The following is a 17,170-nucleotide window of genomic DNA, read 5'->3' as shown; positions in this document are numbered from 1 at the left end:
TTCTTAAATTGGGTACAAAAAACTAAGCCCCTACAAAAGGGACTATCATAATCCTTTGTTCCCACTATTTGATTATAGTTTTATTTAAGAATACCTTGCCGCATATTTTTTACTCCTTTTCTGGACTTGAATTATTATATCACATCAGTTTTAGGAAAACAAGTATCTAAAAGAAATTTTTCTTCCCCTTATATGTAACAATCATACCGGCTTCCTAACGTTCAGAATGGTTTCTACTGTCTGCTGCGGTGTTTGGTTGGAATTGTCCAGCCAAAAGCCGATCCGTGGTGTTGTCTGCATTTTACTAAATACAAATTCAATGTATACAGAAAGAAATATATAAGGAGTGGGAGGGATTCCGCCGTAGTCGGCATTGTAGGAAAATCCAAAAGTTTAGATTTTCCCACAATGCTTATCTTTTGGTCTTTGGTTCGGAATAGTGTAGTGCTGGCGGTCTATCTCTTGTTTTCGGTTGCTTGCTTCCTTACCGTACATGAGCATTGCTGCCGGGGTTATCGTTGCCATAACCTTCCAGCAGGTTGATGGCACCCCAAACGCCGAGGCCAGCACCCAGAGCGACAACCAGAGTCTGAAGAACTTCGATAGCAGAGTTAAAGAATTCCATAGTCGTTTCTCCTTTATAATTGAAAACTTGTAGACCGTCCGTACACACCTGAAGCCATAATAGTTGAGCCGCAAGCTGCGGTGGGAGTTGACTTGCTGGTGTACCTCTCTGGCCGGGTGAAAATAAAGCCGCCTACCGAATCAGGCAGACGGGAGCGAATCAGCGTCCACCACGATGAACTCATCACCGGGGTGGATTTTTGCTTTTCGGTTCAGATATTTTTCAATATCGAATCGGTTCTTTTCGTCAAAATCAGAAGTGAGCTTGTAGTTCGGGTGCTGAGTCAAATCGTACTTGTCCGAGAGGAAAGGCCGCACACCGCGCAGTTGCAGGATGCACTTGCCGCCATCCATCACAGCTAACTCATCCCGGCTCAATAATTCGTGACCCAACTTGGAGTAATTTGTTCCGTAGCTTGGGCTGTTGCCGCGCGTGTCCGAGGTATTGAACGCATCAATCGTTTCCTTGCCCAGCATTTCAGACAAGTCTTTCAGTGTGCCGGGTTCCGAACCGCCGAGAAAAATCTGACTGTCCATATTGCCGATGATGGTGTCGGCATTGTCTTTGTAGATGGCCTTTAACTGGCTTTTCGCCTGCAAAACAAGGCAAGCCGAAATCTCACGGCTACGGATGGTTGCCACCAGCTTTTCCAGATTTGGAATCTGCCCGATGTTGGCGCACTCGTCAATCAGACAGCGCACATGAATAGGCAGCTTGCCACCGTACACATCATCCGCTTTGTCGCACAAGAGGTTAAAAAGCTGGGTGTAGACCATCGAAATCAGGAAATTAAAGGTGCTGTCCGTATCCGACATGATGAGGAACAGAGCTGTTTTCTTATCGCCCAGCGTATCCAGTTGTAGCTCATCATACATCGTTAAATCGCGCAATTCTTGAATGTCGAATGGGGCAAGCCTAGCACCGCAGGAAATGAGGATGGATTTTGCGGTCTTTCCGGCAGCTAATTTATAGAGCTTGTACTGCCGTCCTGCAAAGCTGTTCGGCTTCTTTTTGGCTAAATCCTCAAAGAGCAAATCAACTGGATTTTGGTATTCTTCATCGTCCTCCAGCACCTGCATGGTATTGAGCATTTCCAGCAGCGTAGCGAAATTCTGTTCCTCGACAGGGGCTTCATAATGCAGATAGGCGATAAGAGCGGTAAGCAAAAGACGTTCACTTTTCTCCCAAAATGGATCGCCGCCAAACCCCTCACCCTTGGTGTTGGTCATCAGGGTAGTGACCAGTTTCAGAATGTCCTTTTCACTGTGAACATAACTGAACGGATTATAGTGCATCGACTTTTTGAAGTTGATAGTGTTCAGGATTTTTACCTTGTAGCCATTCTTCAACATGGCCTGCCCACATTCGAGAACTATCGTTCCTTTGGGGCAGTATACGATTCCAGTGATTACATTGGACAAGGATACCCCCAAGGAGGCGGTTTGTCAGGTCTTCGAAAATGTCAATACAGGTGGGGTGTCGCTTACTGTATTTGAGCTGGTTACTGCCATTTTTGCAATGGATAATTTTGAACTACGCAAGGATTGGGAAGAAAGACAGAAAAAATATTTCAGTGACGACATTCTTTCGGTGACCTCTGCAACGGATTTCCTGACGGCTTGTACTCTGTTATCTTCGTATAAAAAAGGCGGGACCGTGAGTTGCAAAAAGAAAGATGTGCTGAATCTGACGCTGGCGGAATACCAGCAGTATGCAGATGATTTGACGGAAGGATTTGTGGAAGCGGAAAAAATATTACAGGAAGAACGGATCTTTTCTAGTAAAGACCTGCCATATACGACGCAGTTGATTCCGCTTGCAGTTCTTTGCACGTTGCTGGCAGACCATAACCGCATCAAAACAACGAGCGTAAAAGATAAAATAAAGCAATGGTATTGGTGCGGTGTCTTTGGCGAAATGTATGGAAGCGCAAATGAAACACGCTATGTGTACGATGTGGTGGGGGTAATGGCGTGGTTGGATGACGCCAGCAAAACGCCTAAAACGGTTCAGGAGTTTTATTTTAACCCGGTGCGCTTGCTATCCTTGCAATCAAGATTGAGTGCCGCCTATAAAGGTATTATGGCACGGATCTTGAAGAATCAGTGCAAAGATTTTATCAGCGGTCGTGAAATGGACTTTACGGTTTATAAAGCAGAGAGCATAGATATTCACCATATATTTCCACGAGATTATTGTGAGAAAAAAGGTCTGCCGCGTGCAAAATGGAATTCTGTTGTGAATAAGACACCTATTACATATTCTACAAACCGTGAAATTGGCGGAGTAGCACCAAGCCAATATCTGACCAAGATTGAAAAGAAAGGCCAAGTCGAACCAGATATACTGGATGGCTATCTTAAGACACATTTGATCGATACGAGTGATATCCGCGCAGACCGGTTTGATGATTTCTTCATCAAGCGCGCAACTGCTATTTTGAATGAGATTGAAAAAGCGACTGGAAAGTCGATTTCCGGTCGTGACAGTGATCTCGTAATTCAGGACTTTGGCGGAGCGCTATTATGATCTGTGAGAATAGAGCATGTCTGAATTTAGGAGGCCACCATGGAGCCAATGAAAGCAATCAGTGTCAACAGCCGTGCGGAGGAGCTGTTTGTGCAGCTTTTCTGTGAGGCTTTTGGCCCGGAAAAGACCGAAAATCTGCAGGTCCAGTACCCCTGCGTGGACATCTATGGTCGGCACCGCTATATCGACTTTGCGCTGGAATCTCCTGAATCTAAGATTGCAATCGAAATAGACGGAGAAACCTACCATAATCCTAGCAAAGTGTCTGAAAACAAGTACGCTGATGACCTCCTGAAGCAAAACAGCCTGGTCTATGACAACTGGAAAGTATACCGATGGATTTATAGCCAGCTGGAAAAGCAGCCGGAGAAGGTCAAGGACGAGCTGATTACTTTCTTAGGCACCAGCCCTATATTCAAGGCTTTTGAAGCGGACCTGCCGGTTCAGATGGGGCAGACCATCGAGCTTCGGGATTACCAGCAGGAGGCTACCGAGAATCTGCAGAAAATGCGAGAGGACGGCAAGACCATTGCGCTACTGTACCATGCGACCGGCGTTGGAAAAACCATCACGGCTGCAACGGATGCCAAGGCAGTGGGCGGACGCACGCTATTTCTGGTCAACGCCCTGAAGCTGGCATCTCAGGCAAAAGAGACTTTCGCCAAGGTCTGGTCGGAAGCGACTTTGGGAGAGTACACCGGAAGCCAGAAGGATATGACCCAGACGGTCATTTTTGCAACGGTGCAGAGTATCTCCAAGGATCTGGAAAAGTTCTCGCCTACAGATTTTGACTACCTGATTGTGGACGAATGTCACCATGCGGCAGCCAACACCTACCAGAAGATTTTCACCTACTTCCACCCGAAGTTCATTCTGGGTCTGACCGCCACTCCGGAACGCAGCGATGGCGAGGATATGCTGGAGCTGTTCCAGAACGTTGCCCACAAAATGGATCTCAAGACTGCTGTAGAGCGTGGCGTTCTGGTGCCGATTCGCTGCATCCGGGTCAAGACCAACATCGACCTGACCGATGTGCGGATCAACGGCATCAAATACAATTCGCAGGATCTGGAAAGCAAGCTGTTCATCCCGGAACGCAATCAGTTGATCGTTGACACTTATCTAAAGTACGTCAACGGCAAAAAGACAGTAATTTTCTGTGCCAGCGTAGACCATGCAGCCGAAATTGCAAAGTTGCTGCGAGATAGCGGCGTGAAGGCAGAAGCAGTTTCCGGGCGGGATCGTGTGGAGGTTCGGGAAAAGATTCTGAAGGACTATGAAACCGGCTCGACCAATGTTCTTTGCGCCTGCGACCTTCTGAACGAAGGCTGGGACAGCCCGCATACCACGGTGCTGTTCATGGCGCGCCCGACCATGTCCAAAACGATTTATTTGCAGCAGCTTGGTCGTGGCACACGCCGCTGCCCGGGCAAAGAGGATCTGCTGGTGGTTGACTTTGTGGACAACGCTAATATGTTCAATATGCCCTACAGCCTGCACCGGGTGCTGGACATTGCAAAATATCAGCCCATGGCGTATGTGCTGGCGCCGGAGAACAAGCGCAAGCTGGATCAGGATATGTTGTTCCAGGGTGAAAAGCCCGAAGCATGGTTGGATGTGCCGATCGATGTGTCTGACTATGAGATCATCGACCTTTTCAACTGGCAGAACAGCGTCAAGGATATGACCTCGCAGATCGAGTTCGTCCGGATGGTGGATGTACAGTCCGAGACGGTGGAACGCTACATTAAGGACGGAAAAGTCAAACCGGACCTTTCGATTCCCTTTGGTGATAAGCGAATGTTCCACTATTTCCGGGAGGAAAGCATCCGCAACATTGCGAAACAGTATGGCTGGGATCTCATTACGCCGCAGAATATGGCGGACAAGTTCATGAAATTTATCGAAACGATGGACATGAGCTATTCCTACAAGCCGGTGCTGCTCAAAGCAATCTATGAGTACATGGACAGCAGCGGCAGAGTTGCCCTGCCGGATGTGGTGGACTACTTCATCGACTTCTACGAGGACCGCAAGGCGCACGGGATGATCGCAGAGAAATCCACCAGCATTTATCAGAAGGGTGGCTATACCCGGAAAGATGTGGAGAAGAACATCCTCTCCAATCCCTTCAAGCGCTTTGAGGATATGCGATTCTTGATGCGCTGCAAGGACGTGGAGACTATCGAGGTAAACCCGATCATCTTCCGCAAGCTTACACGGGAAGATTGGCTGCATATTGTGGATGTCTGCGATAAGAGCCTTGAAAAATACTATTTGCGGATAAAAAAGTAAGTAGAAGAGACGCTTATCGTATATCTTGTTTTGCAAAATTAGACAGGGCAACAGAAAAAGCCCTGATAATGGACAAGGCAAGGAAAGGCTGGATGAAATGGATCTGACAGGAAAGCGTGTGCATCATCGAAGCTTTGGTGATGGAGTTATTACAGAGCAAAAGAAAACTACGATCGTTGTGACCTTTCGTGATGGAGCTAAAATGTTTAGCTATCCTGGCTGCTTTCAGACGTATCTCAAAATTTTGGATACCGACCTGAAAGAAGATGTTCAGGAAGTGGTAAGCCAACACGAACACGCTGAGACGGCTGAGAGAAAACAGCGAATCAATGAACTTCAAACGTCGATTTCGTCAAACCGTCGTCAGGAAAAAGACAAAAGTGTTCAGATAAAACCGTTTGCCTCCGTGGCTGATTTTTGTCAGGCGTACAGGATGGCTTTAAGCGCGGAAATCTCCTTCATTCGAATGACAGGTGGAAAGCATATCCTTCTTCAGGAAGGTAAGCGAATCGGACGAGACAACGGGCAATTTGTGTACCTTCTTGAATCGGAAGATGAGCTTAATTATCCTGAAGGAACGCCAGTTACAATTTGGAAGGGACAATCGCAAATTTCAGGCAAGATCCTGAATTGTGAAGCGTTTTCAGTCTATCTGATCAGTGAACTTGATTTGGGCGCAGAGGTTGAAATGCTGAATATTTCTGCGGAGGCTTGCTATTTGCTCCAATCTGTATCAGAGCGCCTTATGGATCTGTCTCTTGAACCATCGGAAATTGCACAGGACCTAATCTGTAATGGGTTGAAAGAGATCGACTATCGCAATTCGGATATTGCCAAGGGGCAGGAGACAGCGGTAAGAATGTCACTAGAGCAACCGATAACATTTGTTTGGGGACCTCCGGGAACAGGAAAGACTCAAACGCTTGCAAAAATTGCGTGGGCTCACATTGACAAGGGCGAACGTGTTCTTATGTTGTCCTACAGCAACGTTTCCGTTGATGGTGCAATTCTTCGTGTGACGTCGTTGAAAAATGACGTTTTCCCCGGACAGCTCGTCCGGTATGGTTTTCCGAAGGATAAGAGAATATCAGAGCATCCCTATCTCTCCTCATACAATTTAGCAATCAATAATTATCCGGATCTGCTAAAAAGGAGAACGCAGCTTCAAGCGGAAAAGAAGCGCTTGGAGAAAAATGATCCAAAACTGATTCAGGTGGAGAAAGAACTCAACGAGATTCGACGGGAACTCAGAGCAGCGGAAAGTCAGTGCGTGAGGAATGCGAAATTTGTAGCGACGACGGTTTCAAAGGCCATTGTTGATAAGGAAATTCGTAATGGTGCTTTTGACGTTGTGATTTTTGATGAAGCAAGTATGGCAACGATACCCCAGATAGCATATGCTGCTAAACTTGCACGAAAGAATTTTGTCTGCATGGGCGATTTCCGACAGCTTCCGCCTATTGTCCAGAGTAGCAAAGAGTCACCACTGAATGCGGATATTTTTCAGTATTGCGGAATCACACAGGCGGTAGATCAAGGCAGCAATCACAAATGGCTGTGCCTCTTGGATACGCAGTATCGTATGCATCCGGAAATTGCGGATTTTGCGGGCAGATCTATATACAATGGTTTGCTGAAATCTGCGAACGGAATGACCGAAAAACGAGAAAAAACTGTGATGGCAGAGCCATTCGCGGGACGTGCAATGGAGTTTGTTGATCTGAGTGGAACAATGTCAACCTGTATTAAAAGCAGCGACGACTCTCATGCAAACGTTCTGAGCGCATTTGTGACATTTTCGCTGGCGTTAAAGGCAGCACAGACGCAGGAAGTTGGTATTATTACTCCTTATCATGCACAATCACGGCTTCTACATGCAATGGTGCGTGACGTCAATGAGCTGGAAGCGCTTCCGCATGCCATAAAATGTGCGACGGTACATCAGTTCCAAGGTTCTGAAGAGGACGTTATTGTATACGATGCAGTTGACTGCTATCGACTTCCTTTCCCGGGGGCATTGATCGCATCAACTGCTGGACGTTATGCTGACAGACTTTTTAACGTTGCCATGACGCGATCAAAGGGGAAGTTTATTTGCGTAGCAAATGGATCGTTCATGAGAAATAAAGGAATGTCAGAAAATCTGATGTTCATGCAAATGCTGAAAAGCTATCGCGCGACAGCTCCCATGATTCCGGAAATAATTCGCCCGAATGACGACCTTGAAAAATACTATTTTGATTTCGTGGAAAAAGAAAATCAAGTGGATGAATTCATTAAGGATTTGGCTACTGCAAGGCGTGAGGTCCGGATTGACATTCCGGATTCTCCGGCAAACTCGGATATAAATACCACTAGAATTGCACAGGCTCTTGCAGAAGCTCAAAGCCGTGGAGTAAAAGTATTTGTTCGAGCCGAATCGAAGAAGAATCTCCATCCGACGTTAAAGTATTTTGCGGTAGAAAATCACTATCTGACAGATCCGATTGCATTAATCGACAAGACTGTAACATGGTTTGGCATGCCAGAATCTGCAGCGTGCTTCAAAATAGAAGGTAGGACAAGCGCTATTAACAATCGTCCATGTATTCGTTTTTGGGGAACGCACACAGCAAAGATCCTTTACGGATTACTGGAAATGAGTCAGGTGATGGATCAAGCCAAAACCGTTGAAAAGGATGCACAGGGAAACTTGATAACGGATAAGTTATCGGATTATGTTCTTGCACACAAAAAGTGCCCTGTCTGCGGAAAACCTATGCAGCTGAAAAAGTCCAGAAATCAAAAGTATTTTTTGAGCTGATCTGGCTATCCGTCCTGCAAGCATACAGAATTTGTCGAAACGGAATTCGTAGAAGAGTATTTTTATCATAAGGGCAATAAAAACGGAATGCTTTGCCCCAGATGCGGCTGCTCTCTCAAAGCCAAGATAAGTCGATATGGCATTTATGTGCAATGCTGTGGAGGGAAAAGACACAAGTATGGCTTGGATGAAATCTAATGATTGAGCTAAAGCTCGGGAACAGACAAAGATAATCGGATAAAAAAGCTCTTGGCCTCTATATTAAGGATCAAGAGCTTTTTTACATCTTGTTTTGGAACATAAAAGAAGGTACAATGGTAGAAAAGAAAACGTGCATCGGTCGAATAAGGTGGTGGAGGCGATGGGCAAGGCAACAGTCTACTGCATTATGCACACGGAAAGATGTGTGGCACAGGTGAGTACGGCTGGTGAGTGTAAAATTTATTTTGAAGATTTCATGCCCTATGGTTTGGTGCTGAAAGAATCGAATGACTTTGATGCTCGAATCAATAATGTGATTGGCTTCCATTCATGGTGTGCATCCCGGCTGATACCGCAGAACCGTTCTTATGCAAAGGAAATCTTGAACAGCATTGGTGCATCTCAGAGTGTTACGGATCGGGAGCGTGCACAGATCGCGCTTTCGTATCATTGCCTATCGTTGTTGGATGTGTTCTGGGTAAAAGGAGAAAAAGAGAATATCAGATTTGAGGATATCAATCTCTACACACTCTCTTTAGGCAATACTCTTGTGGATGTTGCACTGCGTGGGCATCAGATGACTGTGACAAATGCACATCTTTTGGCAAATGATTTGTCCACTGGCGGATGCTATCCTAAAGCGTGGGTGCGCAAAGAGGAAGGCTTCTATCTTTATAAAGCTGGCGGACAAGATGCAGTCGAGCGCGAAGTGCTGGCAAGTAAGATCTGCCGATGCTTTGACTGTCATCAGGTTTTGTATGAGCAGGGAATGTTTGAGAACGAGCCGGTTTCCATCAGTAAAATCATGACCTCGCAGCGATATAGCCTTGTGACGTATGCAGCCTATGATGTCTACTGCACAAACCATGATTGGAATATACTGGATAAAATTCTGGAACTGGATGCCCACGGATACTATATGATGAACATTCTGGATTATCTGGTGGGCAACACCGACCGCCATTGGGAAAACTGGGGTCTGTTGGTGGACAATGCGATTTGTCTATCTGTATGATCCATAGACTCCGAGTGAGCTGTTCTGACAGTATAGCGCGCGGTAAACTACCCGGCTACTAGAAGACGGTATTCAAACCGAAAAGAAACAGCTGGTTTTATACTATAAATCTGGAGGAGAGAAAATTATGGCAATGAATATAAATATGAGGCGGGTCCAAACTAGAATTGCCGAACTGTTTAAAGATGAAATCGATTTATCAGATCTAAAAAGTCCGGCTCCGTATACATTTGAAACGCGTTCTCTAGCAGCATTTGCGTTAGTTATGTTGTCTGGACTGGATATACAACAAGCATGTGCGCATATAACAGATGGGTATCATGACCTTGGAATTGATGCGCTGTACCTAGATGAAAAACAGAAAAAATTGTTTGTTGTGCAAAGTAAATGGAGAGCTGACGGTAGTGGTGGAATAGCTCAAGAAGAAATGTTAGTGTTCGTGCAAGCACTTCAAAGGGTGTTGGATGAAAATCTCGCAGGAGCAAATACCAAAATTCAAGCGAAAATAATGGATGTTGATACGGCATTGACACAAATGGGGTATCAAATTCAAGGGGTATTTATCCACACAGGAAATCAAAATGCTAATTCATTTGTCTTGAAATTAATGGAAGATTTAATGAGTCGTACAAACGATGAAATAAGTTCAATTTTATCGTTTGAAGAAATCTCGTTTAAAAATATTTACGAGTTTTTGTCTAAAGGACAAGAGCAACAGACAATTGATATTGCAGATGTTATTTTAAATAATTGGGGCAAAATAGAGACTCCTTATACTGCATACTATGGGACAGTTTCGGCTGTTGCTGTTGGAGAATGGTACAATACATATGGGAATTTTTTATTTGAAAAAAATATTCGGTTTTACAAGGGAAATACTGAAGTTAATGAGGGAATGAAAAAGGTCTTGTTACAAGAACCAGAAAAATTTTATTATTATAACAATGGCCTTAAATTACTGTGCAGAAAAATTCAGCGTAAAGCCAAAAAGAGCACGACAAATGAGACTGGACTATTTGCATTAGAGGGAGTATCCTTGGTTAATGGTGCACAAACAGCAGGCACGATAGGAGCACTTTATACGGATCATTCTGACCAACTTGCCAAGGCCAACGTGATGGTTCAGATAATAGATCTAAGTAATATTGATGTGGATACATCGACTCAAATTACAAGATTATCGAATACTCAGAATAGAATTGAAAATAAGGATTTTGCAGCACTTGATATAGAACAAGAAAGACTGCGACAAGAGTTGGCTTTTTCTCACTACGGCTATCTTTATAAAAGTGGCGATAAAATGACAAACCCTGATAACCAAATTTCTTTTGATGAAGGCATTGTGGCATTAGCATGCTTACATGAGGACATCACATATGCGGTACTCGCAAAGAGAAATGTAGGTGCGCTATCCGAAGATATTACAAAAGCTCCGTATAAAGTTTTGATCAACGGTGGAACCAATTCTTTCGTACTGTTAAATACAGTTCTATATATGCGGGAAGTTGAAAAATATTTACAAGAAAAGAAAACGTTGGCGGAAAATAATAGAGAACGATTAATTTATATCCACGGAAACCGCGTAATGCTTCATCTTGTTTTGCAGGTAGTAAAGATGGACGCAAACTTTTATACAACCATTTTGGATTGCCACGGGATGCGTGATAAAGTGGCCCCATTGATTGACGACCTTGAGTCGCGATTGGCCGAGACGATAGAAAGAACTTATCCAGAATCATATCCAGCTAACATCTTCAAGAATGTTCAAAAGTGCAAGGAGATAGAAACGGCAATAAAAAGTAATTAACAAACTTGTTGTTTGTAGCAGATCTGTAGCAAATCGATCCTATTTAACGAATCAACGTTCTAAAAATCGAAAAGCCATCATGCATCACACGCAGGGGGTCTGGGGTTCGAGTCCCTAATTCTCCACCATACAGTTCGTACCCGAACCCGATTCTTTACGAAAAAGGGTTCGGGTACTTTTTTGTTTCACAAGATGTTCTCTATGCCGAGAGTATGCAGAACGGTAAACAGGAACGAACAAAGGCAGGATATCATCATGGCGATGGTATCCTGCCTTTTATATACGATATGGTATTGGGGACGATTGCAGCGCACAAAGCGCCTTAAGCTTCTGTATTTGCTTCGGTCAGCACAAAGGTCAGCTCCGCTGTGGCGGCGCACTTGCCATCCACATAAGCAGACGCTTTCCCGATGCCCACAGGGCCGCGCTGTTCCACCAGCTCACAATGGAGCGTGAGAACATCTCCGGGGGTGACCTGTTTGCGGAAGCGGGCATTTTTGATGCCGCCGAAGAGGGCCAGTTTGCCTTTGTTTTCGGGGAGGCTCAGCGCCGCAACAGCTCCGGTTTGGGCAAGTGCTTCCAGGATCAGCACTCCCGGCATGACCGGCTGGCCCGGGAAGTGACCGCAGAAGAATTCTTCATTGCGGGATACGCACTTGCGGCCAATGGCCCACTGCCCCGGCTCGTAGTCCAGGATGCGGTCCACGAGAGCAAAGGGGTAGCGGTGGGGCAGAAGGGCTGCGATCTGCTCACTGCTCAGAGCGTTTGCGTTCTCCCGCACGGTGCGCGGTTCTGCCATGGCTCAGCCCTCCCATCTGCGCAGGGCGATGCAGGCGTTGTGACCGCCAAAGCCCAGGCTGTTGCTCAGTGCGTAGGTCATGGCCTGGGCACGGCCTGCATTGGGCACATAGTTCAGATCGCATTCCGGGTCAGGCTGCTCGTAGTGGATGGTGGGCGGGGCAAACTGGTCTCGCAGGGCCAGTGCCGTGAACACGGCCTCGATGCCGCCCGCACCACCCAGCAGGTGGCCGGTCATGCTCTTGGTGCTGACCACGGTCAGCTGCTTTGCGTGTTCACCGAACACGGCATGGATGGCAGCCGTCTCGCAGGCATCGTTCATGTGGGTGCCGGTGCCGTGGGCGTTGATGTGATCCACCTGCTCCGGGGCAATGCCTGCATCGGCCAGTGTCAGCTTCATGCAGTCGATGGCACCTGTGCCGCCGGGAGCCGGTGCGGTAAAGTGGTAAGCATCGCAGTTGGCACCATAGCCCACCACCTCGGCGTAGATATGCGCACCGCGTGCCCGGGCGTGCTCCAGCTCTTCCAGAACCAGCACACCGCTGCCCTCGCCCATCACGAAGCCGCCGCGGCGGGCATCAAAGGGCAGGCTGGCAGCATCCGGGTCGGTGGCGGTGGAAAGCGCCTTCATGCTGGTAAAACCGCCGATGCCCAGCGGGCTGATGCAGCTTTCGGCACCGCCGCAGACCATGGCAGTCTCGTAACCGTCCCGGATGCGGTGGAAGGCATCGCCCACAGCATTGGTGCCGCCGGCGCAGGCCGTGACCGGGCAGGTGCACATGCCCTTCAGGCCAAAGCGGATGGCCACCTGTGCCGCCGCCATGTTGGCAATGGACATGGGCACAAAGTAGGGGCTGACCTTCTCCATGCCTTTCTCTTCCCCGCGGGTGTGCTGCTCCTCGATGGTGGGCAGGCCGCCAATGCCGCTGGAAAGGACCACACCGATGTTTTTGGCCTCTGCTTCCGTGTTCAGGCCGCTGTCGGCAATGGCCTCGGCTGCAGCAGCCAGTGCCAGCAGGGTGAAGCGGGCCATCTTGCGGGCTTCCTTTTTGTCCACAACGGTCTCGGGGTCAAAGTTTTTCACTTCACCGGCCAGCTTGCACTTGAAATCGGTGGTGTCAAACTGGGTGATGGGGCCAATGCCGCACTGGCCTGCCTTTGCGGCAGCCCAGCTGTCGGCAGCAGTGTTGCCCAGCGGATTCACGGTGCCCAGACCGGTGATCACGACTCTGCGTTTTTCCATAGAGAATTTCTCCTTTTACATTGCCATGCCGCCGTCCACACAGAGCACCTGCCCGGTGAGATAGCTGCTTTGTTCTGCGGCAAAAAACGCCACCGCGTTTGCCACGTCCTCCGGCTGGCCTGCGCGGCCTGCCGGGATGTCCTTTGCCATTTCGGTGCGGACAGCCTCCGGCAGGGCGGCGGTCATATCAGTCTCAATAAAGCCGGGCGCAACAGCATTTACTGTCACATTGCGGCTGGCCAGCTCCCGGGCCAGGCTTTTGGTCAGACCGATGAGCCCGGCCTTGCTGGCGGCGTAATTCGTCTGGCCTGCATTGCCCCGCAGGGCAACGACGCTGCTCAGATTGATGATCCGGCCCCAGCGCTGGCGCACCATCCGGCGGGCCGCTTCCTTGCAGCAGAGGAACGCACCCTTGAGGTTTGCGTCCAGCACAGCATCAAAGTCTGCTTCGGACATGCGCAGGATCAGGTTGTCCCGGGTGATGCCTGCATTGTTCACAAGGATATCCACCCGGCCAAAGGCGTTCACCGCCTCCTCAAAGAGCTTTTTGCAGCCCTCGGCGGTGGAAACATCGGCCTGCACGGCCACAGCCTGCGCGCCCTCGGCCCTGCAGAGAGACACGGTCTCAGCGGCGGCCGCTTCGCCGTGGCAGTAGTTGACCACCACATGGCAGCCCTGCCGGGCAAGCTGTACGCACACGGCCCGGCCGATTCCCCGGCTTCCGCCGGTCACAACGGCGGTACGGATGATGGTTTCTTCGTTCATTGTTCTTCCTTCCATGCGTTCAGAACGGTGTCCAGCTGCGCCGGGGTCTCCACCGACACACAAGTCACACCGGGCAGGGTCTTTTTCACAAAGCCGGAGAGCGCATTGCCGGGCCCGACCTCCAGAATGTGATCCACACCCAGCTCACCCAGACGGTGCAGGGTGTCCTCCATGTAGACACTGCTCTGTACCTGCCGGACCAGCAGGGCCGGGATGCTGTCGCTCTCGGCTTTTTCACGGCCCAGACAGTTGAACAGCACCGGAACGCTCATTTCGCCAAAGGGTTCGGCGGCAAAGCGCTTTGCCAGTGCATCCCCGGCGGGAGCCATCAGACGGGTGTGGAACGGGCCGCTCACCTTGAGCGGGATGCACCGGCGGGCACCGGCCTGCTTTGCAAGCTCTGCAGCCTTGTCCACTGCGGCCTTTTCGCCGCCAATGACCAGCTGGCCCGGGCAATTGTAGTTGCAGATCTGCACACAGCCCAGCGCGGATGCCTGCTCACAGCATTCTGCAAGGGGGACCCGGTCGAGGTTCAGCACTGCGGTCATGCCGCAGTCGATGCCGCTGGCCGCGTCGGCCATGGCTTTGCCGCGGTAGGCTGCCAGCTCAATGGCCTGCTTGGCGGTGAATACACCGGCGGCTTCCAGCGCGGAATATTCGCCCAGAGAGAGACCGGCCACATAAGCGGGCTTGACCCCCTGCTCGGCCAGAACGGCGGATACGCCGCAGGCAAAGGCCACCATGCAGGGCTGGGTGTATTCGGTCTGATTCAGAACGCCGTCCGGGTCGTCGAAGCAGACGCGGTGCAGATCAAACGGAAGGTCTGCAGCGTCGAACGCGGCACGGAAAGCGGAAGATGCTTCGTAAAATTCTTTGCCCATGCCGGGGTGCTGGGCACCCTGACCGGCATACAAAACGGCAAGCTTCATTGGTTTTGCCTCCATTCGGTCACAAGTTCATCCATCAGCTCACGGACAGTGTACATCCGGTCCAGCCTGCCCACATTGGCCCCGCAGAAGAAAAGTCCTTCCTCCAGGTTGCCCTTGACCGCTTCGATCAGTGCATGGGTGATGCAGTAGGGCACCTTGGCGGGGTCGCAGGTCTTCAGGCAGCGGGCACAGTGCCGGGGCGGGAAGCGTCTGCCCTCCGCCATGGCCTGCACCAGCGGCGTGTTCAGCGCCCGGCCCGGCATCCCGACCGGGCTGTGGATGATGCGCACATCCTCAGAACCTGCATTCAGCAGAACGTCCTTGTACCCCTGGGATGCATCGCACTCGTAGGTGGTGATAAAGCGGGTGGCAAGCTGAACGCCTGCGGCACCCAGTCTGGTAAAGTGAGCCATGTCGGCCCCGGTGTACACGCCGCCCGCCACAAACACGGGGATGCTGTGGCCGAACTGCGCCTCATAGGGCTTTACCTCAGCCAGCACCTCCGGCAGGATCTCGTCCAGCGTCTGGCAGCTTCCGGAGAACAGGTCCTGCTCCGCAAAGCCGAGATGACCGCCTGCCTTGCAGCCCTCAATGACCACAAAATCAGCGGTGCGGCCGAACTCCTTGGCCCAGCGGCGCAGGATGAGCTTTGCCGCCCGCCCGCTGGAAACGATGGGCGCGATGGCGACCTCCATCGTGTTCACAAGGCCGGGCAGCTCCAGCGGCAGACCAGCGCCGGACACCACAGCGTCCACGCCCGCTTCCACAGCGGTGCGGATGGCGGCGGCATAGTCCTGTGTGGCCACCATTGCATTGATGGCCACCATACCGGCACCGTTTGCGATCTGCTTTGCTTTCCGGATCTCAGCGGTCAGGGCGCGGTGGTTGGCGCTGGCCGGGTCACGGGCAAAGTCCGGATCCCGGTAGCCTGCATCGGCGGTGGAGATGCACCCCATGCCGCCGCAGGCCGCCACGGCACCGGCCAGCCCGCCCAAAGAAACGCCCACGCCCATGCCGCCCTGCAGGATGGGCACAGACAGGGCTTTCTTTCCGAGCGTCAGCATTCCTCGCTCAGCGCGTGGATACGCTGCCTCCCGCCGTTCCACAGGTCATCCAGAATGTCCGCCACAGGGCGTACCTCGTGGAGCATTCCGGCCACCTGACCGGCCATCAGACTGCCGGTGGAGGTGTCGCCTTCAAACACGGCCCGGCGCAGACTGCCCAGGGTGTACTTTTCCAGCTCCATCTTATCGGCACCAGCCTTTTCCTGCCGGACATATTCACGGCTCATCCGGTTTTTCAGCACCCGGACCGGGGAACCGCCGATGCGTCCGGTCACGATGGTGTCGCTGTCCTTGGCATTGAGCAGGGCAGTCTTGTAGTTTTCGTGGATGGGGCACTCCTCGCTCACCAGCAGGCAGGTGCCCACCTGCACGCCGCAGGCACCCAGCGCAAGGGCTGCTGCCAGCTGACGGCCATCGGCAATGCCGCCCGCCGCAATGACGGGCAGATCCACTGCGTCCACCACCTGCGGCACCAGCGCCATGGTGGCCATTTCGCCCACATGGCCGCCGCTCTCGGTCCCTTCGGCGATCACGGCATCGATGCCCAGCTTCTCCAGATGCTTTGCCAGCACGGCGGCAGCCACCACAGGGATCACCTTGATGCCCGCCGCTTTCCACATGGGAACATATTTGCCCGGGTTGCCTGCGCCGGTGGTGACCACCTGCACGCCTTCTTCCACAACGATCTGGGCAAACTCGTCTGCCTGCGGGTGCATCAGCATGATGTTCACGCCAAAGGGCTTGTCTGTGAGCTGTTTGCACCGGCGGATATTTTCGCGCAGGGTGTCGGCATTCATGCCGCCCGCACCGATGATGCCCAGTGCACCTGCATTGGAGCAGGCTGCGGCAAACTCACCGGTGGCAATGTTTGCCATGCCGCCCTGGATGATGGGGTATTTTGTGCCTAAAATTTCATTTAAAAGTTTCATAGTTTTATCCTATCGGTAAGCGTCCTCGCCCTCTCAGTCTCGCTCTGCTCGACAGCTCTCCCAAGGGGAGAGCCCTTGGCAGTACGGTAAACTTTTCGGTTTTGCCAAAGGCTCCCACTTTGGGGGAGCTGTCACCGAAGGTGACTGAGAGGGCGAGCCCGTTTGCC

Annotated in this window: 11 protein-coding genes and 2 pseudogenes; 5 read left to right on the top strand and 8 right to left on the bottom strand. The window is 50.6% G+C overall.

Annotation, left to right across the window (positions count from 1 at the left end; translation table 11 throughout):
* Positions 1–496: 496 nt before the first annotated feature.
* Positions 497–625, bottom strand: a pseudogene (locus P0G09_RS06665) (Maff2 family protein); the annotation flags it as partial.
* A gap of 140 nt (positions 626–765) precedes the next feature.
* Positions 766–2,013: pseudogene (locus P0G09_RS06660) on the bottom strand (type IV secretory system conjugative DNA transfer family protein); the annotation flags it as partial.
* Between the two features lie 16 nt (positions 2,014–2,029).
* Here P0G09_RS06660 and P0G09_RS06655 point away from each other — a divergent pair.
* The 5 genes from P0G09_RS06655 (at position 2,030) to P0G09_RS06635 (ending at position 11,275) form a co-directional block, all read left to right on the top strand.
* Complete coding sequence (locus P0G09_RS06655; RefSeq protein WP_275252276.1) at positions 2,030–3,154, top strand: hypothetical protein; 1,125 nt, start codon at positions 2,030–2,032, stop codon at positions 3,152–3,154.
* A 48-nt stretch (positions 3,155–3,202) separates the two neighbouring features.
* Positions 3,203–5,449: a DEAD/DEAH box helicase family protein gene (locus P0G09_RS06650; protein ID WP_275252275.1), complete on the top strand. Its 2,247-nt coding sequence runs from the start codon at positions 3,203–3,205 to the stop codon at positions 5,447–5,449.
* A 97-nt stretch (positions 5,450–5,546) separates the two neighbouring features.
* A complete protein-coding gene (locus P0G09_RS06645; RefSeq protein ID WP_275252274.1) occupies positions 5,547–8,252 on the top strand; it encodes an AAA domain-containing protein in 2,706 nt (901 codons plus the stop codon).
* Between the two features lie 361 nt (positions 8,253–8,613).
* On the top strand, positions 8,614–9,468 hold the full coding sequence (locus P0G09_RS06640; RefSeq protein ID WP_275252273.1) for a hypothetical protein: 855 nt from the start codon (positions 8,614–8,616) through the stop codon (positions 9,466–9,468).
* 127 nt (positions 9,469–9,595) lie between these two features.
* A complete protein-coding gene (locus P0G09_RS06635) occupies positions 9,596–11,275 on the top strand; it encodes an AIPR family protein (protein WP_275252272.1) in 1,680 nt (559 codons plus the stop codon).
* 322 nt (positions 11,276–11,597) lie between these two features.
* Here the strand turns inward: P0G09_RS06635 and fabZ are convergent, their stop codons facing one another.
* The 6 genes from fabZ to P0G09_RS06605 are packed head-to-tail and all read right to left on the bottom strand — an operon-like array spanning position 11,598 to position 17,003.
* Positions 11,598–12,074: a 3-hydroxyacyl-ACP dehydratase FabZ gene (fabZ, locus tag P0G09_RS06630; RefSeq protein ID WP_275252271.1), complete on the bottom strand. Its 477-nt coding sequence runs from the start codon at positions 12,072–12,074 to the stop codon at positions 11,598–11,600.
* A 3-nt stretch (positions 12,075–12,077) separates the two neighbouring features.
* Positions 12,078–13,316 (bottom strand): beta-ketoacyl-ACP synthase II, encoded by a 1,239-nt coding sequence (gene fabF, locus P0G09_RS06625; protein ID WP_275252270.1) that lies wholly within the window; start codon positions 13,314–13,316, stop codon positions 12,078–12,080.
* 15 nt (positions 13,317–13,331) lie between these two features.
* Positions 13,332–14,081: a 3-oxoacyl-[acyl-carrier-protein] reductase gene (gene fabG / locus P0G09_RS06620; protein WP_154276937.1), complete on the bottom strand. Its 750-nt coding sequence runs from the start codon at positions 14,079–14,081 to the stop codon at positions 13,332–13,334.
* Positions 14,078–15,010: an ACP S-malonyltransferase gene (locus tag P0G09_RS06615; RefSeq protein ID WP_097771629.1), complete on the bottom strand. Its 933-nt coding sequence runs from the start codon at positions 15,008–15,010 to the stop codon at positions 14,078–14,080. Before P0G09_RS06615 ends, fabG begins: the two co-directional genes overlap by 4 nt.
* Positions 15,007–16,074: a nitronate monooxygenase family protein gene (locus P0G09_RS06610; protein WP_275252269.1), complete on the bottom strand. Its 1,068-nt coding sequence runs from the start codon at positions 16,072–16,074 to the stop codon at positions 15,007–15,009. The genes P0G09_RS06615 and P0G09_RS06610 overlap by 4 nt, the downstream gene beginning before the upstream one ends.
* On the bottom strand, positions 16,068–17,003 hold the full coding sequence (locus P0G09_RS06605; protein WP_275252268.1) for a DUF561 domain-containing protein: 936 nt from the start codon (positions 17,001–17,003) through the stop codon (positions 16,068–16,070). Before P0G09_RS06605 ends, P0G09_RS06610 begins: the two co-directional genes overlap by 7 nt.
* Positions 17,004–17,170: the final 167 nt, after the last annotated feature.

It is taken from the genome of Faecalibacterium sp. DFI.5.82, from assembly GCF_029076575.1.
Taxonomy (GTDB): domain Bacteria; phylum Bacillota; class Clostridia; order Oscillospirales; family Ruminococcaceae; genus Faecalibacterium; species Faecalibacterium duncaniae.
This window is presented reverse-complemented; position numbering and strand designations above follow the sequence as displayed.